Origin of the sequence: Streptomyces sp. MI02-7b (assembly GCF_033793585.1) — a bacterium.
Classification (GTDB): domain Bacteria; phylum Actinomycetota; class Actinomycetes; order Streptomycetales; family Streptomycetaceae; genus Actinacidiphila.
In genome coordinates, this window is record NZ_JARAWX010000014.1 from 33,958 (window position 1) to 57,464 (window position 23,507).

Genomic DNA, 23,507 nt, shown 5'->3' on the forward strand with positions numbered 1-23,507 from the left:
TCCCGGTCCACGGGCGTCACCGTGACGCACCGGGCGACGGCACGGCCGACGTGCACATCGAGGCCTGCAACGTGTGAGGACCCTCAGACGGCAGCCGCGGGCAACTGGTGCGTCCGGGCGGCCGCGCGGGACCGCCGGGGGCGGACGGACGGGACCGGCTCCGGGGCGGGAGTCAGGACGGGGCCGACCAGGCCGAGGACGGCGGCCAGCATCTCGGGGCCGTCGGCGGTGCCGTCGACCACCAGGTCGGCCCGGGCCCGGGAGGGGGCCACATGGGCGGCATGGCGGTCCCGGCCGGTCTGCAGGTAGTTCCGCAGCGACAGCCGCGGGTCCTGCCGCTGGACCTCGATCTTCCGCAGGATCTTGCGCGCCAGCCGGACGTCGTCGGGGGCGTCCACGTACACCCGCCAGGCCGCCCGTGACAGGACGGCCGGGAGGGTGAGCGCGAACAGCCCCTCGACGACGACCAGGCGCACCCCGGGGCGCAGCCGCGCCGCGTCGATGGCCTCGCCGACAGCGGTCTCGTCGATGGAGCCGGGGTGGTTCCAGTCCAGGACCGCGTGCCCGCCGGCGCTCACCGTCCACACGCCCCTCAGCGGGTCGTGCGCGGGCACGTAGTGGTCGTCCAGGTGGATCAGTGCGATGGTCTCGGGACACGTCAGCGACAGCGCTTCGGCAAGCGTGGACTTACCGGATGCGGTGCCGCCTGCGACCGCCAGTACACCCGTCATGCCGGGCGCTCCTCATGTGCTCAAGGGGGATAAACGAAGCGGCCGGACAAGCCGGGTGGAGGGAATGTACGGCCGCGTGATCGCCCATGGCAAGCGGGGAAAGCCCAGGAGACGGCAGGGAAACGAGGTGTTTACCCGAAGAAGACGCCGGCCTCGGCGTAGAGCTTCGGGTCGACCGTCTTGAGCTGCTTGGTCGCGTCCGCCAGCGGGACCCGGACGATGTCCGTGCCGCGCAGCGCCACCATCTTGCCGAAGTCGCGGTCGCGGACCGCGTCGATGGCGTGCAGGCCGAAGCGGGTGGCCAGCCAGCGGTCGAAGGCACTGGGGGTGCCGCCGCGCTGGACATGGCCGAGCACCGTGGTGCGGGCCTCCTTGCCGGTGCGGCTCTCGATCTCCTTGGCCAGCCACTCGCCGACGCCGGACAGGCGGACGTGGCCGAAGGAGTCCAGGGTGCCGTCCTTCAGCACCATGTCGCCGTCCTTGGGCATGGCGCCCTCGGCGATCACCACGATGGGCGCGTACCGGATCTTGAAACGGCTCTCCACCCAGGCGCAGACCTGGTCCACGTCGAAGCGCTGCTCGGGCACCAGGATGACGTTGGCGCCGCCGGCCAGGCCCGAGTGCAGGGCGATCCAGCCCGCGTGCCGGCCCATGACCTCGACCACCAGGACCCGCATGTGCGACTCGGCGGTGGTGTGGAGACGGTCGATCGCCTCGGTGGCGATGTTGACGGCCGTGTCGAAGCCGAAGGTGTAGTCGGTGGCGGCGAGGTCGTTGTCAATGGTCTTCGGTACGCCGACGCAGGGGATCCCGTACTCGTCCGACAGGGCGGTCGCGACACCGAGCGTGTCCTCGCCCCCGATCGCGACGAGCGCCTCCACCTCGAACTTGGCGAGGTTCTCCTTGACCCGGCGCACACCGTTGTCCACCTTGAGCGGATTCGTGCGCGAGGAGCCGAGGATCGTGCCGCCGCGCGGCAGGATGCCACGGACGGCGGGGATGTCGAGGGGCACGGTGTCCCCTTCCAGCGGCCCGCGCCAGCCGTCCCTGAATCCGACGAACTCGTACGCGTACTCCTGGACACCCTTGCGCACGATGGCACGGATGACCGCGTTGAGCCCGGGGCAGTCACCGCCGCCGGTCAGCACGCCAACTCGCATGATCCTTCCCCTTCCCGTTCGCACCATTTGCCTGCGCCAACGACGCTAGCGTGACCGGCGTCACATGTGGGATGGGCCGTTCGGTGAAATCCCTTGGCGTGCGGGCGGGTTGGAGCTCCGGATTCACTCGTCCGAGTGCGGCAGGCGGACCAATGCCGTGATCGCGCCGACGGGTTATTCCTCGTCCAGTCCGCGCTCGATGGCGTAGCGGACCAGCTCGACACGGTTGTGCAACTGGAGCTTGCCGAGGGTGTTCTGCACGTGGTTCTGCACGGTGCGGTGCGAGATGACGAGCCGTTCGGCGATCTGCTTGTAGCTCAGGCCCTTGGCCACCAGGCGCAGTACCTCGGTCTCCCGGTCGGTGAGCCGCGGCGCCTCGGGCCGGTCGGCCGCCGCGGGCGCGGGGTCCGAGGCCAGCCGGCGGTACTCGCCGAGGACGAGGCCGGCCAGGCCCGGGGTGAAGACGGGGTCGCCGACGGCGGTGCGGCTCACGGCGTCGAGGAGTTCGTCCCGGCCGGCGGACTTCAGGAGATAGCCGGTGGCCCCGGACTTCACCGCCTCCAGGACGTCCTCGTGCTCGCCGCTGGCCGACAGCACCAGCACCCGCAGGGCCGGGTTCTCCGCGATGACGTCCTTGCAGACCTGGACGCCGGACAGACCCGGCAGGTTGAGGTCGAGGACCAGCACCTCCGGGAGGGCGGCCTTGGCGCGGCGCACCGCCTCCGGGCCGTCGCCGGCGGTCGCCACCACGACGTACCCGGCTTCGGTGAGGTCGCGCGCGACCGCGTCCCGCCACATGGGGTGGTCGTCCACCACCATCACCTTTACGGCCATGAGCCCAATCTCCTCTCTCATTTGCCGAGCCTCAACTCGACTTCTGTCCCCTGTCCCGGCACCGACACCAGCTCGGCCGTGCCGCCGAGGTCGCGCAGCCGCCCCTGGATGGACTGGGCGACGCCGAGCCGCCCCTCCGCCTCGGCGTCGGCGAGCCGGCCCTCGGGAATGCCGGGGCCGTCGTCGCGGACGCTGACGAGGACCGCGTCGGGCGCGTCCTCCACCAGGATCCAGGCGTGCGCCCGCTCCCCCGCGTGCTTGCGCACGTTCTCCAGGGCGGCGCCCACCGCGGCGGCGAGTTCCGCGGCCGCGTGCGCGGGCAGCAGCACGGGGGTGCCGGGGGCGGCCACGGTGACCCGGGTGCCGCTGAAGGGGGTGAGCAGGACCCGCAGGTCGCGGGGGACGTCCGGGTCCGGGTCCCCGTCCGCGCCGCGCGGGCCGGGAACCCAGGCCGGCGCCGTGGGTCCGCCGCTGATCAGGGCGCGCAGCGCGGCCTCCTGCTCGCCGGCCATCGTGCCCAGCGCTCCGGCCTCGCCGCCGATCTCGGTGCCGCGCCGCTGCACCATGGCGAGCACCTGGAGCACGTTGTCGTGGATGTCGCGGGCCAGCCGCTCCCGCTCACGGGTGGCGGCCTCGATCTGCAGCGCGCGGGCGAGGGTGCGCTCACTGGCGCGGGCGACCTCGACGACGTAGCCGATCGCGATGCTGGCGATGGCCACCAGCAGCACATTGTGGACGGTGTCGCGGGCGAGTTCCCCGCGCTCGACCATGTTGGCGCCGCCGACCAGGCAGGACGCGGCCGCCGCCCAGCGCCAGCCGCCCTTGATGGCGAAGGCGAGGACCGAGCCCGCCGTCCATATCGACGGCAGCGTGGGCCCGCCGTCGACGATGCGCTGGTGCGTCTCGACGACCGGGGTGAGGAGGATGCCGGTGAGCGCGATACCGAGGTCCACGAAGAGGAAGCCCCGGGTGCACCGCTGGGGCGAGGTGACCTTGCCGAGCGTGGCCAGCGTCCACACCACGAGCACCGCCATGAAGGCCATGCCGGGCACCGGACGGACATGGTCCTCGTAGCCGACGACGAACAGCGCGACGGCGTAGCCGGCGGTGAGCACCCGGTAGCCCGTCAGCGCGCGCCACAGCGGCTGCTCGACGGACATGCGCACGACGCGCCCCGGCGGGCGCCCGGCCGTCCCGGCGGCCGTGCGCGCGTCCGGCCCGCCGGCCGTGTCCCTGGCCATGGGCCCTCCCCGTTCCCCCTGCCCGGGGCTACGCCCCGGGTTCTGCCTGCTGCTTCTTCGCCGCCTCGGCGATCTGGCGCTTGGCGGCCGAGGCGTAGACGTCCACGTACTCCTGGCCGGAGAGCTTCATGATCTCGTACATCACCTCGTCGGTGACCGAGCGCAGGATGAAACGGTCCTGCTCCATGCCCTGGTACCGGCTGAAGTCGAGCGGCTTGCCGATCCGGATGCCGGGCCGCATGAGCTTGGGCACGACCTTGCCGGGCGGCTGGATCTTCTCGGTGTCGATCATGGCGACCGGGATCACCGGGGCGCCCGTCGCGAGCGCGATCCGGGCCAGGCCGCCGGGCTTGCCGCGGTAGAGGCGCCCGTCGGGCGAGCGGGTGCCCTCGGGGTAGATGCCGAAGAGCTCGCCGGACTCGATGACCTTTATCCCGCTGCGGATGGCCGCCTCGCCGGCGCCACGCGCGCCCGAGCGGTCCACCGGCAGCTGGCCGACGCCCTTGAAGAAGGCCGCGGTGAGCTTGCCCTTGACGCCCGGGGTGGTGAAGTACTCGGCCTTGGCGATGAAGGTGACCTTGCGGTCGAGCACGGCGGGCAGGAAGAAGGAGTCGGAGAAGGACAGATGGTTGCTCGCCAGTATCGCGGGTCCCTGCTTGGGGATGTTCTCCATGCCCTCCACCCACGGCCGGAAGGCGGCTCGCAGGGGGTGGCCGATCGCGATCTTCATCACGCCGTACAACAACCGATGACCTCCTGTGTCTGACGGGAAGACCTTAACGCCAGATCGGGCAGGGCTCTCCCCCGGTGTGAGCCGTCCGCGTACTGTGAGGTATCGCTTTCCGCGCATTCCACCGAACAGGAGACCTACGGTGCCGCTCATGCCCGGGGCCGAGCCCTATCGCCACGACGGCGGCGACATCGGCGTCCTGCTGTGCCACGGCTTCACCGGCACTCCGCAGTCCATGCGGCCCTGGGGCGAGTACCTGGCCGGGCGCGGTCTGAGCGTGTCGGCACCGCTGCTGCCCGGGCACGGGACGCGCTGGCAGGACATGCAGGTCACCGGCTGGCAGGACTGGTACGCCGAGGTGGACCGGGAATTCCGCGCGCTGTCCGGACGCTGTGACCGCGTGTTTGTCTTCGGAATGTCCATGGGCGGTGCGCTGGCACTGCGCCTCGCCGCCCGGCACGGCGCGGCGGTCGGCGGCATCGCCCTCGTGAACCCCTCGGTCAAGGCCGACAGCCATCAACTCAAGGCCGTGCCGGTGCTGAGGCACTTCGTGCCCTCGGTGCCCGGCATCGCCAGCGACATCGCGAAGGAGGGTTCCGTGGAGGTGGGCTACGACCGCACCCCGCTGCACGCGGTGCACTCCCTGAGCCGCTTGTGGAACCTGGTGCGGCGCGACCTGCCCCAGGTGACCCAGCCGCTGCTGCTCCTGCGCAGCCGGGTCGACCACGTCGTCCACCCGTCCAACTCGGCGCTCGTGCTCGGCCGTGTCTCGTCGACGGACGTGACGGAGACCGTGCTGGAGCGCAGCTACCACGTGGCCACCCTCGACCACGACGCCGAGACGATCTTCGAGCAGTCGTACGCGTTCGTGGGCCGGCTCACCGGCACCGGGCCGGCCGCGGGCGACGACGAGAGCAACGAGAAGGAGGACGCCGCACGTGGCTGAGCCCGAGGACGACCGCCGTCCGCTGCCCGAGGGCGGCGAGCCCGAGCCCAAGCCGGTCGACGAGGCCGAGGCCTGGGCGCAGATCGTGGCGGGGTACGACGCCGACCCGGAGCCCGGCACGGCGTCCTGGCCCGAGGCCGAGGACGTCGCCGAGGGCTCCTCGAAGCCCGGCCCCCTGGTCGTGCCGACGACCCCCGAGACGACCTCCATCGTGATCCACCCCGTCATCTCCGGCCCCCGCGACTACGAACTCGACGAGGACGAGGACGAGGGCCATTTCGTGCCGCCGGAGCCGCCGCCGCTGCCGAACGCCGACGTCACCACGAAGTTCGCCTGGCTGGCGGCGCTGGGCGGTCCGCTGCTGATCTTCGCGTTCATCCTCTTCCAGGAGGAGATGCCGTGGTGGGCCGTCACGGTCGGCGTCGGCGGTTTCCTCGGCGGCTTCGCCACCCTGGTCACGCGGATGCGGCCGGGCGGCGACGAGGACGACGACCTGCCGGGCGGCGGCGCGGTCGTCTGACCGCGGTCACGGCACCGACGGCACCCTGAGGGCGGCCAGGACCGGAAGATGGTCCGTGGCCGCCCTCAGGTCGTTCCGGGTGATGCCGGGCAGCGGCTCCGGGACGCCGCAACCGAGGACCTCGATGCCGGACGTGGCGAAGACGGCGTCGATGCGCTGGTGGGGGTCGCCGGGCGTGGAGGTGTACTCGCCGCCCCAGGGCCGTACCGCCCGGGCGTCCTGCAGCGCGCCGGCGAGCCGGCGGAAAGTGCGGCCCTGCGGGCGGTCGTTCAGGTCGCCGCCGGCCACCGCGTGGGTCTCGCCCATCGCGGCGAGCCGGTCCAGCAGCATCCCGCCCTGCTCGTAGCGCTCGTCGGCCCGCAACGACAGATGGCAGCTCAGCACGGACAGCCGGGCGCCGCCGACGCGGACCACGGCGGTCGCGAAGCCGCGCTGGTGCAGTCCGGGGGTGCGCGGCAGCAGGACGTCCTCCGTGCGCTCCACATGGACCCGCAGCGAGGACAGGACGAGCGGGCCGGCGGCGGTCGCTCCTCCGGTGACGGTCACCATCCCCGCGTCGCGGGCGAGCCGGGCGACGGCCTTGCGCCAGCGGAAGAAGCGGGGAGCCTCCTGGATGAGCGCGATGTCGGGTGCGCAGGCGCGGACGACCCGGGCGAGGGCGGCCTCGTCGTCCCTCATCGAGCGGATGTTGTAGCTCAGGACGCGGATGACGGCGGAGCCGTCCGGCTCCGTGCGGGATGCCGGCAGATCCGGCCGCGGGACCTCGCTCACGCCGTCACCCTACCCGGCCGGAACGCCGGTGCCCCCGTACTCCGGCGAAGCGGGGTACGGGGGCACCGGCAGGCGGCGGCCGGCCGCGCTAGCCCTGGCGGGCCAGGTCGGCGGCGCCGACCAGTCCCGCCTTGCCGCCGAGTTGGGCGGCGAGGACCTGGGCGTGCGGCCGCAGCTGACCGCCGACCAGCCAGCGGCGGAAGGACTTGCGGATGGGGTCGAGGACGAGTTCGCCCTCGTCCGAGACACCGCCGCCGACGATGAAGGCGGAGGGGTCGAACAGCGACGCGAGGTCGGCGAGTCCCGCGCCGGCCCAGCGGGCGAGCTCGCGGAACGAGTCCACCGCCACGCTGTCGCCGCCGCGTGCGGCCTGGCTGATGTGCTGGCCCTGGATGCCGTCGGGGGTGCCGTCGCCGAGCGAGAGCAGCAGTGCCGCGTTCTCGGGCTGGGCCACGGCGCGCTGCTTGGCGTAGCGCACCAGGGCGCGGCCAGAGGCGTACTGCTCCCAGCAGCCCTGGCTGCCGCAGCCGCACAGCAGGCCGTCCGGCACCATGCGGATGTGGCCGAACTCGCCGGCTACGCCGAAGCGGCCGCGGCGCAGCTTGTTGCCGATGATGATGCCGCCACCGAGGCCGGTGCCGAGCGTGATGCAGATGACGTCGTCGTGGCCCTGGCCGGCGCCGAAGCGGTACTCGCCCCAGGCCGCGGCGTTGGCGTCGTTCTCCACCACGACGGGGAGGCCGACGCGCTGCTCGACCTTGTCCTTCAGCGGCTCGTGCCGCCAGCGGATGTTGGGCGCGAAGAGCACGGTGGCCCGCTTGTCGTCGACGTAGCCGGCGGCGCCGATGCCGACGGCCTCGACCGTGTGGCTCGTGCTGACGTCGTGGACGGCGGCGGCGATGGCGTCGACGACGCCTTCGGAGGTCGACGGAGTCGGCACCTTGACGATTTCGAGAATCGAGCCTTCCTCGTCGACCACGCCGGCCGCGATCTTCGTGCCGCCGATGTCGACGCCGATGGTGAGTCCCATGTGTCCCTCAGTATTCGGTCGATCCCCGCTGCGTCCAACCGTACCGGAGGGCGAGGTGCGCCCCGTTCGGCCCTTTGTTCAGTTCGCGTTCAGTCCAGGTCAATGCGCTCGCTGGAGGGCCCGCCGTCGCCTGAGGTCCAGCGCCGTTCCTGGCGGCTGACGGCGGCTCGATAGGCGGCAAGCAGTTCGGCGCCGGCCGCGGCGAGGTGGTCGAAGACCTCGGGGTTGCGTTCGACGACGGGCTCGACGGCCTGCTTCACCTGGGCGATGATCCCCTGGGCGGCCATCTCGGCCGCGGGGCTGCGGAGCAGGGAGATCCGCTCGGCGACGGCCTCGGCGAGTCGTCGCAGTTCCTCCGCGGCGCTGCCCGGCTCCTGTCCTGACTGCTGCCGGCGGCGGGCCTTCTCCGCGGCGATGTCCTCCGCGCTCGCCTTGGCCCAGGCGTCGTGATCGGCCTCGGGGCGGTCGGTACGGTCCGTGGATTCGCTCATGGTGGGCTCCGTAGGGCGCTCCGGCTTTTGACTACGACGTTACCCGAACGAAGCCGGTGCGTTCAGGGGGCGATCGCCGTCATCGGGGCCAGACGGCGGGATCGGGGACGAACCGGACCTGCAGCACACCGTCGCGCAGCGCGGCGCCCTCCACGGTGCAGCGGCGCAGCGCGGAGGGCAGCGGCAGGACACGCCGGTGGCCCTCGGCGTCCACGACGAGTTCGTCGCCGCGACGGACGAGGTCCACGGTGTGCCGCAGCGCGCCGGGCAGCGGCAGCAGCCACCGGAAGTGGCCCTCGGCGGCGAGCCGGTCCTCGGTGGTCCAGGGCGGCGCGGCGGGACCCTCGGCGGCCGCGGCGGGCGGCTCGGCCGCGAGCCGCGCCAGGTCCCCGGTGCCGCGCGGTTCGCGTCCCAGGTGCGGCAGTTCGTGCAGGCCTGTCCCACTACCCGCGATCTCGGCGCGCAGGGCGCGCAGTTCCTTGCGCTGCAGGCCGGACAGCTCGGCCAGCCACGGGTCGGGCGAGTGCGCGGGCAGCAGCCGGTTGGCCACGACCGCCTCCAGCCGGTGGCCGTACAGGGCGAGACCGGCCCGGGCGTGGCGCACCGCCTCGGCGGCGTGCGCGCCGGGCTCGACCACCAGCCGTACGGTCGTCGCCGCGTCCTCCACCACGGCCTGGGCGGCGGCCAGTTCGCGGTCGGCGCGAGCGGCGGCCTCGTACGCCCAGGGGCCGGGCGCGGGGACGCCCGCCAGCTGGGCGAGCATCGGGCGCAGGGCGCGGGCGGCCTGGCGCTGCTCGGGCAGCAGCCGGGCGAGGTAGCGGCGCAGTTGCTCCGGCAGGGCGAGGGCGGCGAGGGCGTCGCCCACCGGCGGGAGGTCGACCACGACCAGGTCCCAGCGGCCGGCGGTGTCGCGCAGGGCGCGCAGCAGGGCGAGCGGTTCCGCGCCGGGGAGTTCGGTGAGTTCCTCGGGGTCCAGCGGCGCGGCGCCGAGCAGTTCGAGCAGCGCGCCGACCCGGCCCTGGAGCTCGATGGCGTCGGCGCGGAAGGAGGCGGCCGGGTCGATCCGGCCGGCCCACAGCCCCGGCGCGGAGGGGACAGGGGCCGCGAAGACGGCGCGGTCGGCGCTCGGGACGGACCCGCCGGGGACGGCGGCGGCTCCGGTGGCGGTGCCGAGGACTCGCTCCAGCGCCCCGCCGCGGTCCGCGGACAGCACCAGCACCCGGCGCCCCGGGGCGGCCGCGGACACGGCGGTGGCGGCCGCGACGGTGGTGCGGCCCGCGCCGCCCGCGCCGGTGACCAGGACCGTGCGCACGTCAGCCCTGGGACTCGACGCGCTTCTTCAGGCCGGCCAGCGCCCGGTCGATGATGACCTTCTCGGCCTTGCGCTTGATCATGCCGAGCATGGGGATCTTGACGTCGACGGTCAGCTGGTAGGTGACCTCGGTGCGCTTGCCGTCCTCGACCGGGGCGAGGATGTAGGCGCCGTCCAGGACGCGCAGCATCTGGGACTTGACCAGCGTCCAGTGCACCTCGCTGGTGCCGACCCAGGTGTAGGCGAGCGTGTGGTCGTCCTTGATCGCACCGGCGTCGAGGAGGAGGCGGACCTGCTCGGCGCGGCCCTGGGCGTCGGCGGTGAGGATCTCGGCCTCCTTCACCTCCCCGGTCCACTCCGGGTAGCGGGCGAAGTCGGAGATGACACCCATGACATCGGCCGGGGCCGCGTCGATCGTGATGCTGGACCTCGTGTGTTCCGCCATCTCCGTGGCCCCTCCGGGACGTCGCTGCCTGTGCCTGCTGTCGTGTGCCTGCCGGTGAAGGCTACCGCCTGGTCGGGCGCCCGCAGACCTCCGGGGCGGTCACCATTGCAGCGCCCACGGCGTTCTCCTGGAGTTGAAGTGGCCGACGTTCACGCATTCGGTCGTGCCGATCCGCATCCGGGGCACCAGCGGCTGGTGGACGTGCCCGAAGAGCGCGTACTTGGGCCGGATGCTGCGGATCGCGTCGAGCAGGGCCTCGCTGCCGCGTTCGAAACGGCGGGCGACGGTGTCGTAGCAGAGCTCGGGCACGGCGGGCGGGATGTGCGAGCACAGCACGTCGACCTCGCCGAGGGCGGCCACCTTGGCGGCGTAGGTCTCGTCGTCGATCTCGTACGGGGTGCGGTAGGCCGTACGCAGGCCGCCGCCGACGAACCCGAAGACCAGGCCGCCGATCTCGGCGGTGGTGCCGTCCAGCACGGTCGTGCCGGGTCCGGCGTACTCCTCCCACAGCGCGGGGATGTCGACGTTCCCGTAGGTGGCGTACGTCGGTGTGGGGAAGGCGGCGAACAATTCGGCGTACTGGCGGCGCACGGCGGCCTCGATGGCGGTGCGGCGGTCGGTGCCGAGGCCGTCCCACAGCTCGCGGTCCAGGGCGCGGGCCTCGTCCCAGCGCAGGGCGGTGCGCAGGGCGACCATGCGGGAGGCGTTCTCGGCCCCGAACAGGTCGGAGAAGATGCCGCGCGAGTGGTCCGCGTAGTCCAGGAAGAGGACGAGGTCGCCGAGACAGATCAGGGCGTCGGCCCCGTCCCCGGCCTTGGCGAGCGCCTCGGCGGCGCCGTGGACATCACTGACGACATGGACCCGCATGACGATCACTCTAGGACGCCGGGCCCCGCCGCGGGCCGCTCGTGCCGGGACGCTTGTTACCTGCGGGTCATCAAGGGCCTCGACTAGGCTCCCAACCAGTGGATACGCGCTGCGCCGCGGCGGACCGCCGGTGTGTGACGACGGTGTGACACACAAAACATCTACACGGCACCCCCTACCGCTCGAGCTTTACCGGTGGGTAACGTCCGGGCAGTCCGCCCCACTGTTCAACCCCCGCAGTGGACGCAGCCAGCACCGCCGCCGGCGCCGATGAGGAGCAGCAGTCTTGCGCGAGTTCAGCCTTCCGGCTCTTTACGAGGTCCCCGCGGACGGCAATCTGACGGATCTCATCCGCCGCAACGCCGCTCAGCACCCGGACGTTGCCGTCATCGCCCGCAAGACCGCCGCCGGGGACTGGGCGGACGTCACCGCCACCGCCTTCCTCGCCGAGGTCCGCGCGGTCGCCAAGGGCCTGATCGCCTCGGGCGTGCAGCCCGGCGACCGGGTCGCCCTGATCTCCCGCACCCGGTACGAGTGGACGCTGTTCGACTTCGCCGTCTGGAGCGCGGGCGCGGTCTCCGTCCCGGTGTACGAGACCTCCTCGGCCGAGCAGATCGAGTGGATCCTCTCCGACTCCGGCGCCGTCGCCGTCGTCGTGGAGAGCGAGGCGCACGAGAAGTCGGTGGAGTCCGTCCGGGAACGCCTGCCGCAGCTGAAGCACGTCTGGCGCATCGAGGGCGGCGCCGTGGAGACGCTGACCGCCACCGGCACCGACATCGCCGAGGCGACGGTCGACGAGCGCGGCGCGTCCGCCAAGGCCGACTCCCCCGCCACGATCGTCTACACCTCGGGCACCACCGGCCGCCCCAAGGGCTGCGTGCTCAGCCACCGCGCCTTCTTCGCCGAGTGCGGCAACGTGGTGGAACGGCTCAAGCCGCTCTTCCGGACCGGCGACTCCTCGGTGCTGCTCTTCCTGCCGCTGGCCCACGTCTTCGGCCGGCTGGTCGAGGTGGCCAGTGTGATGGCCCCGATCAAGCTCGGGCACGTCAGCGACATCAAGAACCTCACCGGCGAGCTCTCCTCGTTCCGGCCGACGATGCTGCTGGGCGTGCCGCGCGTGTTCGAGAAGGTCTACAACTCCGCCCGCGCGCAGGCGCAGGCGGGCGGCAAGGGCAAGGTCTTCGACAAGGCGTCCGACGTCGCGATCGAGTTCAGCCGCGCGCTGGACTCGGCGAACGGACCCTCGCTCGGCCTGCGGTTCAAGCACAAGGTCTTCGACCGGCTGGTCTACAGCAAGCTGCGCGCCGTCCTCGGCGGCCGCGCCGAGTACTCCATCTCCGGCGGCGCGCCGCTCGGCGAGCGGCTCGGCCACTTCTACCGGGGCATCGGCTTCACCGTCCTGGAGGGCTACGGCCTGACGGAGTCCTGTGCCGCCACGGCCTTCAACCCCTGGGACCGTACGAAGATCGGCACCGTCGGCCAGCCGCTGCCCGGCTCCACGGTCCGCATCGCCGACGACGGCGAAGTGCTGCTCCACGGCGAGCACCTGTTCAGCGGCTACTGGAACAACGAGGCCGCGACGGCGGAGGCCGTCACCGACGGCTGGTTCCACAGCGGCGACATCGGCGCGCTGGACGAGGACGGCTACATCACCATCACCGGCCGCAAGAAGGAGATCATCGTCACGGCCGGCGGCAAGAACGTCGCCCCGGCGGTGATCGAGGACCGCATCCGCGCCCACGCGCTGGTCGCGGAGTGCATGGTGGTCGGTGACGGCAAGCCCTTCATCGGCGCGCTGGTGACCCTGGACGAGGAGTTCCTGCCCCGCTGGGCCGAGCAGCACGGCAAGGCCGGCCGCACGGCCGCGGAGCTGCGCGAGGACCCGGAGCTGCTGGCCGAGGTGCAGTCGGCGATCGACGACGGCAACGCCGCGGTGTCCAAGGCCGAGTCGGTGAAGAAGTTCCGCGTCCTGGCGACCCAGTTCACCGAGGAGTCCGGGCACGTGACGCCGTCGCTGAAGCTGAAGCGCAACGTGGTGCTGCGGGAGTTCGCGGACGAGGTCGCCGCGATCTACGCCAGGTGAGTCCCGCGCGTTCGTGACCTGACCACGGCCGCCGTACGCCTCGCGCGTGCGGCGGCCGGCGGCGTTCGCGGGCCCGAGGGCCTCCGAGCCTGCGCCTGCGCCTCCGCCTGCCGCCGAGGAGCCTCTACAGGAGCGCCTTCAGCCGGTCGGCGAGCAGGTCCCAACGCCAGGCGTCCTCGACCCACTTGCGCCCGTGCTCGCCCATCCGCTGCCGCAGTTCCGCGTCGCCGAGCAGGGCCAGGATGCGGTCCGCCGCGTCCTCCGGCACACCGCCGCGCACCACCCAGCCGGTCTCGCCGTCCAGCACCGCGTCCGGAGCGCCGCCGGAGTCGCCGGCCACGACCGGCAGCCCGGTCGCGGACGCCTCCAGGTAGACGATGCCGAGCCCCTCGACGTCCAGCCCGCGGCGCCGGGTGCGGCAGGGCATGGCGAAGACGTCGCCCGCACCGAAGTGCGCGGGCAGTTCCTCCCAGGGCACCGCCCCCGTGAAGACGACCGAGTCGGTCACCCCGGTCTGCGCCGCGAGCCGCTTCAGCTCGTTCGCGTACGGGCCGCCGCCGACGACCAGGAGCACCGCGTCCGGCTGGACGGCCAGGATGCGCGGCAGCCCGAGGATCAGGGTGTCCTGGCCCTTGCGCGGCACCAGGCGGGACACGCACACGATCACCGGCCGGTCGGCCAGCCCGAGACGGGCCCGGACCTTGTCGCCGCCGGAGGCGGGGTGGAAGGTCTTCTCGTCGACCCCCGGCGGCAACTGCACCATGCGGGCCGCGGCGCGCGGGGTGAGCGCGGGGGCGATCCGCGACCGGGTGTATTCACCCAGATAGGTGATCGTGTCGGTGCCCTCGCCGATCCGCCGCAGCAATTGACGGCTGGCGGGCAACTGCGCCCACCCCGCCTCATGGCCGTGCGTCGTCGCCACGATCCGCCGGGCCCCGGCCTTCCGCAGCGCGGGCGCCATCAGGCCCAGCGGCGCCGCCGCGCCGAACCACACCGACGTGCAGCCGTGCTCCCGCAGCAGCCCGGCGGCCCGCGCGGTCACCCGCGGGGTCGGCAGCAGCATCGACGTGCGGTCGCGGACGACGGGGAAGGGCTGCTCGGCGTCGAACCGGGCGACCTCGGAGCCGTCGCGCCACGTGGAGGCGTACACCACGACCTGCCCGGGGTCCAGGCGCAGCGCCATGCTGTGCACGAAGGCCTGGATGCCCCCGGGGCGGGGCGGGAAGTCATTCGTGACGATCAGGGTCTTGTCCATACGGCGCCGAGCGTAGCGGTTGCCGGCCCCGGCAACCGACCGCGGCCGCGAATGCGTCCTTGACAACCGGGGCCCGTCCACAGGCGCGACCGGCATCGTGCATCATCTCTGCAGAAGCGAAACGACGAGGTGGACATGGCAGGCAGTAACGGCGGGAGGTCCCCGGTGGGACCCGTCCTCGCCTGGGTGATCACCCGGATCGTGCTGCTGCTGTGCGTGTTCAAGGTGTTCAGCGTGTCGCCGCTCGACGTCACCAGCGACGTCACGGCGATCTACCACGGCTGGTACGAGGTGCTGCGCTCCGGCACCTTCCCGCTCCACGACGTCACCTGGCAGTACCCGCCCGCCGCCGCGCTGGCGGTGCTCTCCCCCGGGCTGCTGCCGTTCCTCGACTACACCACCGCCTTCTTCTGGCTCGCCTGCGCGGCCGACGCCGCCGCCTTCGCCGTGCTGCTGCGCGGCTCGCGCGGCGAGGGGCGCAGGCAGGCGGGCGTCTACGTCTGGGTGGTCGGCGTGCCGCTGCTGGGACCGACCTCCTATGCCCGGTACGACGTCATGGTCACCGCCGTCGCCGTGGCCGCGATGCTGGCGACGGTGCGGCACCCCAGGGTCGCCGGCGCGCTCATCGCGTTCGCCGCGATGCTCAAGGTCTGGCCGGTACTGCTGCTCACCGGGGTTCGGGACCGGCGGGTGTGGGCGGCCGCGGTGGCCGGCGCGGGCGTCCTCGCGCTGGGCTTCTGGCTGTGGATGCCGGGGGCCTTCGCGTTCCTGCGGTTCCAGGGCGAGCGCGGCACCGAGATCGAGTCGCTGGGCTCGCTGGTCTTCCACTTCGCCCGGCACCACGGCTGGCAGGGCCAGGTGCTGCTCAACTACGGCTCCGTGGAGTTCCTCGGCCCCTACGTCGGCCTGGTCAGCGACATCGCGCTCACGCTCACGGTCACGGCCTTCGCCTGGCTGCTGCTGTGGCGGGTGCGGGCCCGCGCCCTCGGAGCGGCGACGCCCTTCGACGCGGCCTTCACGGCGGTCCTGCTGTTCACCACGACCAGCCGCGTCATCAGCCCCCAGTACATGATCTGGCTGATCGGCATGGCCGCCGTCTGCCTCACGCTGCGCGCGAGCGTCATGGCCCTGCCCGCGGGGCTCGTGGTCGTCGCCACCGCGGTCACCCTGTACGAGTTCCCGATCCGCTTCGGCGACGTCGTCAGCAGCAGCCCGCTCGGGATCACGCTCCTCGTGCTCCGCAACGGCCTGCTCGTCGCCGCCTGCCTCATCGCCTGCCGGCGCCTGTGGGCCGCCACGGCCCGCGACCCCGGCCCCTTCCCCGCCGCCCAGGCGGACCCTTCCCCCTCGGAGGCGGAGCCGGAGCCCGACGGCGGTCGGCTCCTCACCTGGTGACGCCGCCCCGGCGACCACGGGCCGCACTGGCCCGCCCGGGCGCGGGCACGGCCCAGTAGCAAGCCCGCCCGGTGCCGAGTTCACCCCCGCGGGGCCGCGCAGAGCGACCCCTCGTCCGAGCGGAGCACGATCCGCACACCGGCCCAGCGGGTCCACCGCACGGCGCCTGCCGCGCAACCTCAGGCCACGCCGACCCGCCTTGGCGCAGCACCAGGCGAGCAGGAACTCGCGCCGAGGAGACCACGGCGCGGGGCCGCGCGGAGCGACCGCTCCACCCATCGGAGCACGCATCGCCGCACGGCGCCGGCCGCGAACCCCTCACCTGGCGAATCCGCACCCCTGACGGGGCTCATCACCCCCGCCGATGTGCGCTCAGGCAACACGCCGGCCCGCCTGGGCGCACGGCACCCGGCGCCTCCTGCTCCGCGAAACGCGGACGCAGTCCCGTGGGCAGGCCAGGAGCCCTCCCCAGCGCCCACCAGTCGGCCATGCCGAGGAGACCCCCCGCGTGCGGGGCCACGCAGCGCGACCCCGCAGCACGATCCGCACACCGGCCAGGGGTCCACCGAGCGGCGCAGGCCGCGAAACCCTCGCCGGGAGACACCGCACCCCTGCCCCGGGGACTCACCGCCCGGCAACCGCGGGAGCCCGCCCGGGCACATGTCACCAGACGCCCCCGCTCCACGAAGCGCGGGCGCGGCCGAATGGCAGGGCTGGCACGGAGCACGGCGCCTGCCGCGCACCCTCAGGCCACGCCGACCCGCCTTGGCGCAGCACCAGGCGAGCAGGAACTCGCGCCGAGGAGACCACGGCGCGGGGCCGCGCGGAGCGACCGCTCCACCCATCGGAGCACGCACCGCCGCACGGCGCCGGCCGCGAACCCCTTGGTGCATCCGCACCCCTGCCCCGGCAACCGCGGGGGCCCGCCTGGGCACGCGTCACCAGGTGCCCCACGAAGCGCGGGCGCGGTCCAATCGCAGGCCCGCTGGCGAGGGCCGCCGCGGAGCCTCGGCAGGCCACGTGCTCAGCGGGTCAGGGGGTGGGCGTGGTGAACGCGCGGGCGGCGGCGATGCGTTGGACGGCGGTGGGGTGGGTGCCGAACAGGAGGTGGAGCGCGCGCGGGGGGTCGGGGTCGGAGACGTTGGCGACCGTGAGGCGGCGTTGCATGGCAATGAACTCGGCCGGGTCGCGGGTGAGTTCGAGGGCGTGCCGGTCCGCGCGGCGTTCGGCGCGGCGGCTGACGGCGCAGCCGAGGGGGCCGGCCAGGGCGGAGCCGACGGCGGCCGCCGCGGCGAGGAGGAAGAGGCCGCGGGGGTCGTCGGCGGCGTAGGGGGAGGCGGTGGCGAGGAAAGCGGCCAGGACACAGACGCCCGCGGCCGCGCCGAGGGCACCGAAGAGGGTGCCGCGCAGGACGTCGCGGTGCTTGACGTGGCCGAGTTCGTGGGCGACGACGAGCGCCACCTCGCCGGCCGGGGCGGTCGTCAGGAGCGTGTCGTAGGCGACGATGCGCCGGGTCCTGCCGAAGCCGGAGACGTACGCGTTGAGGGCGGTCGTGCGCCGTGAGGCGTCCGCGACCAGGACGTCGCGCACCGGGACGCCGTCGCGTGCGGCCAGTTCCAGCAGCGCGTCGCGCAACGGCCCGGCGTCCATGGGCCGGAAGCGGTTGAAGAGGGGTTCGAGGACGACGGGGGCGAGCCAGGACAGCGCCACGGCCGCGCAGGCCGCGCCGAGGGCGGCCCAGGCCCAGCCGAGCCCGTAGAAGCCGTACAGGGCGGCGAGGGCGAGCGGGACGGAGACCAGGAGGCCGCGCGCGACGTCGGCCGCCCAGCCGCCCCAGCCCTGGGTCACCAGGCCGTAGCGGCGGCGGACGACCCTCACGCGGGCCGAGAAGGGCAGCGTGACGGCCTGTCGGAGCAGGACCAGGAGGAGCCCGCCGGCCAGGACGCGCAGCCCCCACGCACCGCCGAACACCCCGGTCAGGGCGGCCCCCGCGGGGGTGAGGCCGAGGGACAGCAGGAGGGCGAGACCGGCCAGGCGGCCGGCCATGAGGGGCGGCGACTGGGCCCGGCGCAGCGCCCTGCCGCGTGCGGTCTCGGCGGGGCTGAAGTCCTCGGTCATCCCAACTCCCGCTCGACGTAGGCGCGCCAGCGCGCGGTGAGCTCGTCCGTGCCGATCCCCAGCACACGGCGTGTGTCCGCACCGGCACGGTACAGGGCGACGAGGCGGGCGTCGCCCCATTGCTCCGCGATGAACCGGCAGGCCAGCCACGCGCCCTCGTAGGCCTGCGCGAGCCCGGCGGCCCGCGTGCCGAAGTCCGCGTCGGAGGGGAGCGCCCGGGGCACGCGGCCCGCGGCGACGTCGCGGGCGAGTTCGGGGGCGACGTCCGGTGCGGAGCGGCCGGTGCCGCGGTAGGCGACCCAGTCGGCGAAGCCCTCGGAGAGCCAGAGCGGGGTGCCGGGGGCCGTGGCGGAGCGGGTCGCCACATGGGTGGCCTCGTGGGTCAGCACGACGCGGCGTCCGAAGGCGGACAGCTCCCCGAAGGCCTCGGGGTTGACGATGACGCGGCCGCCCGGGGCGTGCGAGGCCGGGCCGCCGGCCTCGCCCGTGGTGACCGCGGCGATGCCCTGGTAGGCGTCGGCGGGGGCGTCGAGCAGTTCGCCCATCCTCCGCAGTGACGCGGGGACCTCGACCACGATCCTGCCGCTCCAGCCACGGGTCCCCCACGCCCGCAGCACCGCGGGGACCGCCCGGTCGGCGTCGGCGGCGTACGACTTCAGAGAGGCCGTGCCCACGGTGCCGAGGACGAGGCTGTAGGTGCCGCGCACCACCCGAACCGGGCCCTGCTCCCACAACTGGTCGCCGTCCGCGCCCTCCGCGGCGACGCGCCATCGGCCGTCGCCGCCCCGTCCCAGCCGCACCGACTCCTGGGTGGCGACGGGCGCGCTGTCGTACCCCTTGACGCGGTAGTCCAGTTCGACGCGGGCGGACGGCCGGTCGCCGCCGTCCACGGAGAGGACCCGGTAGGACCAGGAGGCCAGCGGCACGTCCTCCAGGTTGCGGAAGACCTGGCGTTCGGCGGCCCGCCGGGCGGGCACCGCACCGGCGAGATAGGCCCGCTCGTCCCGGTCCAGCAGTGCCGCCGCCCGTCCGTCCAGCAGTCGCTGCACGGACGTACGGTCCAGGCGGTCGCCGGAGGCGCCGACGGGCCTGCAGCCCGCCAGCACCGCCGCGCAGCACAGCGCGGCGGCGGCGAGGCGGACGAGGGGACGACGGATGCGGGCCACGCCGCCGATCGTACGGTCCCGCGGTCACGTGCACCGGGCCGCGTGGGCCGGGTCACGCGGGCCGGGTCACCGCCGCGACCGGCATCATCCCGATCGGGTCGTAGCGCACGCGTGCGCCAGGGTAGGGGGCGTGCACGACCTGGCCACTCCCTACGTACATGCCGACATGGCTGGCGTCGCCCCGGTAGACGACCAGGTCGCCGGGGCGTGCCTGGCTGAGCGGCACCTGCCGCCCGGCGTGCATCTGTGCCTGGGAGGTGCGCGGCAGCCCGACACCGGCCTGCCGGTACGCCCAGACCATGAGCCCGGAGCAGTCGAAGGCGCCGGGGCCGGTGCTGCCCCAGGCGTAGGGGGCGCCGACGACGGAGCGCACGGCCGCGACGGCCGCGGCGGCGCGTGCGGAGGACGCCGCGAGGTCCGGGATGTCGATCATCCGTCCGGAGCGGGAGGCGCGCTGCTCCAGGCGGGAGGCGAGCCGGGCCCGCTCCTCGTCGGACAGGGAGTTGACCAGGCGCGCGGCGGCCATCAGCTTGCGCTGCACCGTCTTCTTGCGCGCGTTGAGCGTGGTGCGGGCCCGCTCCAGCTCCACCAGCCGGCCGGCGGCCTGGGTGCGCTCCTGGTCCAGCACCCGCTGGGCGTCGCGCAGTTCGCCGAGCCGGGCGTTGCCGCGGCTGCTGATCCGGTCCAGGGTGGCGGCCCGGTCGAGGTAGGTGCCGGGGTCGGGCGAGAGCAGCAGGGCGAGGGTGGGGTCCACTCCCCCGCTGCGGTACTGCGCGCCGGCGAGCATGCCGAGGTCGTTGCGGAGCCCGTTGACCCGTTCCTGGCCGCGTGCGGCGCGGTCCTGCAGGACCTCCACCTGGTCGCGCAGTTGCTCCGAGTGCTCCTTGGCAGCATTGAACTGCTCGGTCGCCCGCTCCGCCTGCTCGTAGAGGTGGTCGATGCGGGTGGCCACGTCGGTCGCGGTGTCCGCGGGCCGGGCCTGCGCGCTCGTCGCGGAGGCGGCGCCCGCCACCGCCGCGGCGGTGGCGGCAGCGGCGGTCAGGACCGTGACCCGTGCGGTACGGGGGCCCTGGCCGGGCTGCGGAATGCGTCGATGGGAAGGCACGTCGGCCGACAGTAGTCAGCCGTGCACGCGGAGTTCAAAGACCGCGGGACGCGCGAAGGCCGGGCGACGCCCCACTTGCGCAGGTCACCGCCCGGCCGTCACCGTACGAGATCACCCGATAGGTTCAACCCGACGGGTTCGACCGGACTCTGATCCGGCTCGGGTGCGGATCAGATGCGGACGCCGAACTGGAACGGCATGTTGTTGATCGACTCGTAGCGGACGACCGTGCCGGTGCGCGGCGCGTGCAGGACCATGCCGTTGCCCGCGTACAGGGCCACGTGGTGCATGTCGCCGTAGAAGATCACCAGGTCGCCCGGCTGCAGCTGGCTCATCGACAGGTGCGTGCCGGCGTACGCCTGGGACTGCGAGGTCCGGGGTATGCCGACACCGGCCTGCGCGTAGGCCCAGGAGGTGAGGCCGGAGCAGTCGAAGGAGCTCGGGCCGGTGGCGCCGTAGACGTACGGCGAGCCGAGCTTGGTCTGGGCGGCCGCGAGGGCGGCGGCGGCGCGGCCGGAGGCCGGCGTGTCGTTGCCCAGGTTGACGCGCTCGTTGCTGCGGCTGGCGCGTGCGTCCGCGGCGGCGACCGCGGCGCGCTGGGCGGCGGTCAGCGAGTTGAGCAGCCGCTGCGCCTCGGCCAGCTTGCCCTGGACTTCCTTCTTCTTCTTGCCCAGTTCGGTGCGGGTCTCGTCGAGCTCGGAGAGCTTGCTCGCCGCCTCCGCCTTCTGCTGGTTGAGCGTGCGCTTCTTCTCCGCGATCTGCTGGAGACCCTCGGCCTGCTTGGTGCTCAACTGGTCCAGGGTGGACGCCTTGTCGAGGTAGCTGTCCGGGTCGGCGGAGAGGAAGAGCTGCAACGTCGGGTCGATGCCGCCGCTGCGGTACTGGGCGCTGGCGAGAGTGCCGAGCTCGTCCTGGAGGTCGTTGAGCCCGGCCTGCTCGCGGGCGACCTCGTCCTGGATGTCCTCGACCTGCTTCTGCAGCTGCTGCTGCTTCTCCTTGGCGCCGTTGAACTTCTCGGTCGCCTGCTCGGCCTGCTCGTAGAGGGCGTCGACCTTGGCCTTGACGCTCTTGACGGACTGCTTGGCGGGCGCGGCCTGGGCGGCCTGGGCGGAGAGCGCCACGGCTGCGGCGGCGGTCGCGGTGAGCACAGTGACACGTGCGCGACTGGTCTGCTTGGGTCGACGGTGGGACGCCACTCGGGCGAGCTCCTTCTTCCTCCAGCCGCCTGCCGCGTGCATCGGGAACCGCGGTTCCCCGGCCCCGAGCGTCGGCGTCCCCCGTCGTACGCACGCCACTTCGGATCGGCGGGACCTCTGCTGTCACCCTGATTGGGTGATCGACTGCGCAGAGGTTCGAGGCCTGACCCTAGTGACCATCTTGTGATCGGATCAAATCTCTGAAGGAAAAAAGTCATTCACTCGCGTTTTCTTTACACACATCGCACGCGCAGTGATGGTGAGTTGACGCAGAGCTCCGAAAAACCGCCCCACCCGCCCCACGGTGTGCTCCAGGTCACACCCGGGCAAGTCGCTTGAGCAACAAGGTGGATGCGACCGGGCGGGCGCCGGCGCGGGCCACCCCGTCCGCCACCTCGCGGTCGGACGAAACCACCACAATCGGACGACCGGGAGGTTCCGCCCGAACCAGACGCCGGATCAACTCGTCAGCCGTCTCACCGGCCTTGCTGAACAGCACCCGCACCCCGCGCGGCGGGGCGAGCAGCACCGGCGCGTCCAGGTCCGCGCCGTCGAAGACACAGGTGACCTCGGCGCCGCTCTGCGCGGCCAGCACCGCGAGACCCCCCAGCAGCCGCAGCCGCTGCTTCTCCAACGGCAGGGCGGGATAACCGGTCTTCGTGACGTTGTAGCCGTCGATGACCAGATGGGCCTGCGGCAGCGCGAGCAACTGGTCCAGCAGCGCCGGGTCGTCCTCCGACAGCGCGCGGCGCGCGATGTCCTTCGGGCTGATCGCCCCCGGCGCCACCGCGTCCACGGTGTCGGCCGGGCGCACGCCCAGGGTGTCGCGCGGCGGCAGCGCCAGCTCCCGGCGCAGCCCGGACGCCGCGTCCAGCACGGTGTCGAGCAGCAGCCGCAACCGCATGTCCTCCACGGTGCGGCCCTCGCGTGCCGCCCGGCGGCCCGCCTCGACCGCCGACTCCGCCTCGGCCAGCCGGGCGCGCAGCCGGCGTGCCTCGCCGTCCGCGGCCGCCTTGTCCGCCGCGGCGGCAGAACGCACCTCGTCCAGTTCGGCCTCGACCTTGCGCAGGGCCGCCTCCGCGCGCTTCACATCGCTGGCGGCGCTGCGCAGTTTGCGCTGCAGCGACTCGGCCTCCTTGCGGGCCGCGTCCAGGTCGGCGCGGGCGCGGACGGCCTCGGTGCGGGACTGCGCCCGCGCCTCGTCGAGTTCGGTCCTCAGCTGCCGCAGTTCGCGCAGCGCCTCCTCGCCGGCCCGCTCAGCGCTGGCGCGCTGCGCCTCCTCCCCGGCGGCGGCGACCAGCTTCGCCCAGCCCGCGGGCCGCAGCAGATAGGCGGCGGCGGCCACATCGAGCGGATCCACGGCCGGCGGCGGGGTGCCGGCGTCCAGCGCATCGCACAGATCGGGTTCCGCCTCCCGCAGCCGTCCGGCGACGCGCTGCCGGAAGGCGGGATCGCTCTCCAGGGCGGTAGCCAGTGCGGTGGCCGCGAACTTGGCACGGCGACTCGGGGTGAACCGGGCGTACGGGCGCAGCACCGCGGGCAGCTCGCCCAGGGTCAGCCCGCCGAAGGCGTCGGCCGCGAGCGAGACCACGCGGTGGCGCACGCCCTCGGGCAGCGGACGGTCGAGGGCCTCGGGCGGGGCCGAGCCGTCCGGGGCAGCCGGAGCCGCGGGCCCGGCCGCCTCGTCGCCGTGGCCCGGATTACCGCCGGTCCGGTCCACCAGTCACTCCTGTCCAGTTCTTCGGCGCCTCCCCGGCCTCCCCGGCCTCTCAGGCCACGCCGCGCCCCTCCATTGTCCCTGGCGGCGGTCAGGCCTGCGCAGCCGCCGCGTCGGGACGGTCCACCAGCTCGACCCGGTCCACGGCGTTGCACCAGCGGCAGCGCACCGACTCGACGGTCTCGCTGAGCACCTCGCGCTCCTCGACGCTGGGCTCCCCCGCGAGGTCCAGGTGGACGTACTCGACGACCCTGCTGGACCGGGTGACGTCGAACCGGGTCAGGTTTCCGCAGAGGGTGCAGCGCCACCGGGTCGTGGACGTCGGCAGTGGAACCGTCATCGGATCTGCTCCTAGGTCGCGCGTTTGCGTTCCGGTCACCCTACGGCCTCGGCG

The 23,507-nt window shown here is 73.5% G+C and carries 22 protein-coding genes; 4 read left to right on the plus strand and 18 right to left on the minus strand.

Features of this window, described 5'->3' with window-relative positions; translation table 11 throughout:
- Window positions 1-83: 83 nt before the first annotated feature.
- From PV364_RS23025 to PV364_RS23045, 5 genes are all read right to left on the minus strand, one after another.
- Window positions 84-731 carry a hypothetical protein gene (locus tag PV364_RS23025; protein ID WP_319662091.1) on the minus strand — a complete coding sequence of 216 codons (648 nt, stop codon included), beginning with the start codon at window positions 729-731 and terminating at the stop codon, window positions 84-86.
- A gap of 131 nt (window positions 732-862) precedes the next feature.
- Window positions 863-1,891, minus strand: a complete 1,029-nt coding sequence (locus PV364_RS23030; protein WP_319662093.1) for a 6-phosphofructokinase — start codon at window positions 1,889-1,891, stop codon at window positions 863-865.
- 174 nt (window positions 1,892-2,065) lie between these two features.
- Window positions 2,066-2,725, minus strand: a complete 660-nt coding sequence (locus tag PV364_RS23035) for a response regulator transcription factor (RefSeq protein ID WP_319662094.1) — start codon at window positions 2,723-2,725, stop codon at window positions 2,066-2,068.
- 17 nt (window positions 2,726-2,742) lie between these two features.
- Window positions 2,743-3,885: a MacS family sensor histidine kinase gene (gene macS, locus PV364_RS23040; RefSeq protein ID WP_319662270.1), complete on the minus strand. Its 1,143-nt coding sequence runs from the start codon at window positions 3,883-3,885 to the stop codon at window positions 2,743-2,745.
- A gap of 109 nt (window positions 3,886-3,994) precedes the next feature.
- Complete coding sequence (locus PV364_RS23045) at window positions 3,995-4,711, minus strand: lysophospholipid acyltransferase family protein (RefSeq protein ID WP_319662095.1); 717 nt, start codon at window positions 4,709-4,711, stop codon at window positions 3,995-3,997.
- Window positions 4,712-4,838: 127 nt separating this feature from the next.
- Here PV364_RS23045 and PV364_RS23050 point away from each other — a divergent pair, with 127 nt between their 5' ends.
- Both PV364_RS23050 and PV364_RS23055 read left to right on the plus strand, forming a co-directional pair.
- Window positions 4,839-5,642, plus strand: coding sequence for an alpha/beta hydrolase (locus PV364_RS23050; RefSeq protein WP_319662098.1), 804 nt, complete (start codon window positions 4,839-4,841; stop codon window positions 5,640-5,642).
- Window positions 5,635-6,162: a hypothetical protein gene (locus tag PV364_RS23055; RefSeq protein WP_319662100.1), complete on the plus strand. Its 528-nt coding sequence runs from the start codon at window positions 5,635-5,637 to the stop codon at window positions 6,160-6,162. Before PV364_RS23050 ends, PV364_RS23055 begins: the two co-directional genes overlap by 8 nt.
- Before the next feature lie 6 nt (window positions 6,163-6,168).
- On the opposite strand, the gene PV364_RS23060 is transcribed toward PV364_RS23055, so the two are convergent.
- From PV364_RS23060 to PV364_RS23085, 6 genes are all read right to left on the minus strand, one after another.
- A complete protein-coding gene (locus tag PV364_RS23060; protein ID WP_319662102.1) occupies window positions 6,169-6,933 on the minus strand; it encodes an endonuclease/exonuclease/phosphatase family protein in 765 nt (254 codons plus the stop codon).
- 88 nt (window positions 6,934-7,021) lie between these two features.
- Window positions 7,022-7,963 carry an ROK family glucokinase gene (locus PV364_RS23065; RefSeq protein ID WP_319662104.1) on the minus strand — a complete coding sequence of 314 codons (942 nt, stop codon included), beginning with the start codon at window positions 7,961-7,963 and terminating at the stop codon, window positions 7,022-7,024.
- 89 nt (window positions 7,964-8,052) lie between these two features.
- Window positions 8,053-8,454, minus strand: a complete 402-nt coding sequence (locus PV364_RS23070) for a DUF5304 family protein (RefSeq protein WP_319662106.1) — start codon at window positions 8,452-8,454, stop codon at window positions 8,053-8,055.
- A gap of 79 nt (window positions 8,455-8,533) precedes the next feature.
- Window positions 8,534-9,766 (minus strand): ArsA family ATPase, encoded by a 1,233-nt coding sequence (locus tag PV364_RS23075; RefSeq protein WP_319662108.1) that lies wholly within the window; start codon window positions 9,764-9,766, stop codon window positions 8,534-8,536.
- A gap of 1 nt (window position 9,767) precedes the next feature.
- The gene (locus PV364_RS23080; RefSeq protein WP_319662110.1) at window positions 9,768-10,211 is read right to left on the minus strand and encodes an SRPBCC family protein; all 444 of its coding nucleotides are present in this window, start codon (window positions 10,209-10,211) and stop codon (window positions 9,768-9,770) included.
- Between the two features lie 99 nt (window positions 10,212-10,310).
- Window positions 10,311-11,078 carry a metallophosphoesterase family protein gene (locus tag PV364_RS23085; RefSeq protein WP_319662112.1) on the minus strand — a complete coding sequence of 256 codons (768 nt, stop codon included), beginning with the start codon at window positions 11,076-11,078 and terminating at the stop codon, window positions 10,311-10,313.
- Between the two features lie 286 nt (window positions 11,079-11,364).
- Here PV364_RS23085 and PV364_RS23090 point away from each other — a divergent pair, with 286 nt between their 5' ends.
- Complete coding sequence (locus PV364_RS23090; protein ID WP_319662114.1) at window positions 11,365-13,161, plus strand: AMP-dependent synthetase/ligase; 1,797 nt, start codon at window positions 11,365-11,367, stop codon at window positions 13,159-13,161.
- A gap of 124 nt (window positions 13,162-13,285) precedes the next feature.
- On the opposite strand, the gene PV364_RS23095 is transcribed toward PV364_RS23090, so the two are convergent.
- Window positions 13,286-14,416 carry a glycosyltransferase family 4 protein gene (locus tag PV364_RS23095; RefSeq protein WP_319662115.1) on the minus strand — a complete coding sequence of 377 codons (1,131 nt, stop codon included), beginning with the start codon at window positions 14,414-14,416 and terminating at the stop codon, window positions 13,286-13,288.
- Between the two features lie 135 nt (window positions 14,417-14,551).
- Between PV364_RS23095 and PV364_RS23100 the strand changes: the two genes are divergently transcribed.
- Window positions 14,552-15,811: a glycosyltransferase 87 family protein gene (locus PV364_RS23100; protein ID WP_319662116.1), complete on the plus strand. Its 1,260-nt coding sequence runs from the start codon at window positions 14,552-14,554 to the stop codon at window positions 15,809-15,811.
- 1,032 nt (window positions 15,812-16,843) lie between these two features.
- Here PV364_RS23100 and PV364_RS23105 read toward each other — a convergent pair.
- The 6 genes from PV364_RS23105 to PV364_RS23130 all read right to left on the minus strand — a co-directional run bounded on the left by PV364_RS23105 (window position 16,844) and on the right by PV364_RS23130 (window position 23,453).
- The gene (locus PV364_RS23105) at window positions 16,844-17,929 is read right to left on the minus strand and encodes a M48 family metalloprotease (protein ID WP_319662117.1); all 1,086 of its coding nucleotides are present in this window, start codon (window positions 17,927-17,929) and stop codon (window positions 16,844-16,846) included.
- On the minus strand, window positions 17,926-19,095 hold the full coding sequence (locus tag PV364_RS23110; protein ID WP_319662118.1) for a hypothetical protein: 1,170 nt from the start codon (window positions 19,093-19,095) through the stop codon (window positions 17,926-17,928). The genes PV364_RS23105 and PV364_RS23110 overlap by 4 nt, the downstream gene beginning before the upstream one ends.
- Before the next feature lie 52 nt (window positions 19,096-19,147).
- Window positions 19,148-20,200 carry an NlpC/P60 family protein gene (locus PV364_RS23115; RefSeq protein WP_319662119.1) on the minus strand — a complete coding sequence of 351 codons (1,053 nt, stop codon included), beginning with the start codon at window positions 20,198-20,200 and terminating at the stop codon, window positions 19,148-19,150.
- A gap of 170 nt (window positions 20,201-20,370) precedes the next feature.
- Window positions 20,371-21,396: an NlpC/P60 family protein gene (locus PV364_RS23120; RefSeq protein ID WP_319662120.1), complete on the minus strand. Its 1,026-nt coding sequence runs from the start codon at window positions 21,394-21,396 to the stop codon at window positions 20,371-20,373.
- A 316-nt stretch (window positions 21,397-21,712) separates the two neighbouring features.
- Window positions 21,713-23,116 (minus strand): NYN domain-containing protein, encoded by a 1,404-nt coding sequence (locus PV364_RS23125; RefSeq protein WP_401974768.1) that lies wholly within the window; start codon window positions 23,114-23,116, stop codon window positions 21,713-21,715.
- An 88-nt stretch (window positions 23,117-23,204) separates the two neighbouring features.
- On the minus strand, window positions 23,205-23,453 hold the full coding sequence (locus PV364_RS23130) for a hypothetical protein (RefSeq protein ID WP_319662121.1): 249 nt from the start codon (window positions 23,451-23,453) through the stop codon (window positions 23,205-23,207).
- Between the last annotated feature and the right edge of the window lie 54 nt (window positions 23,454-23,507).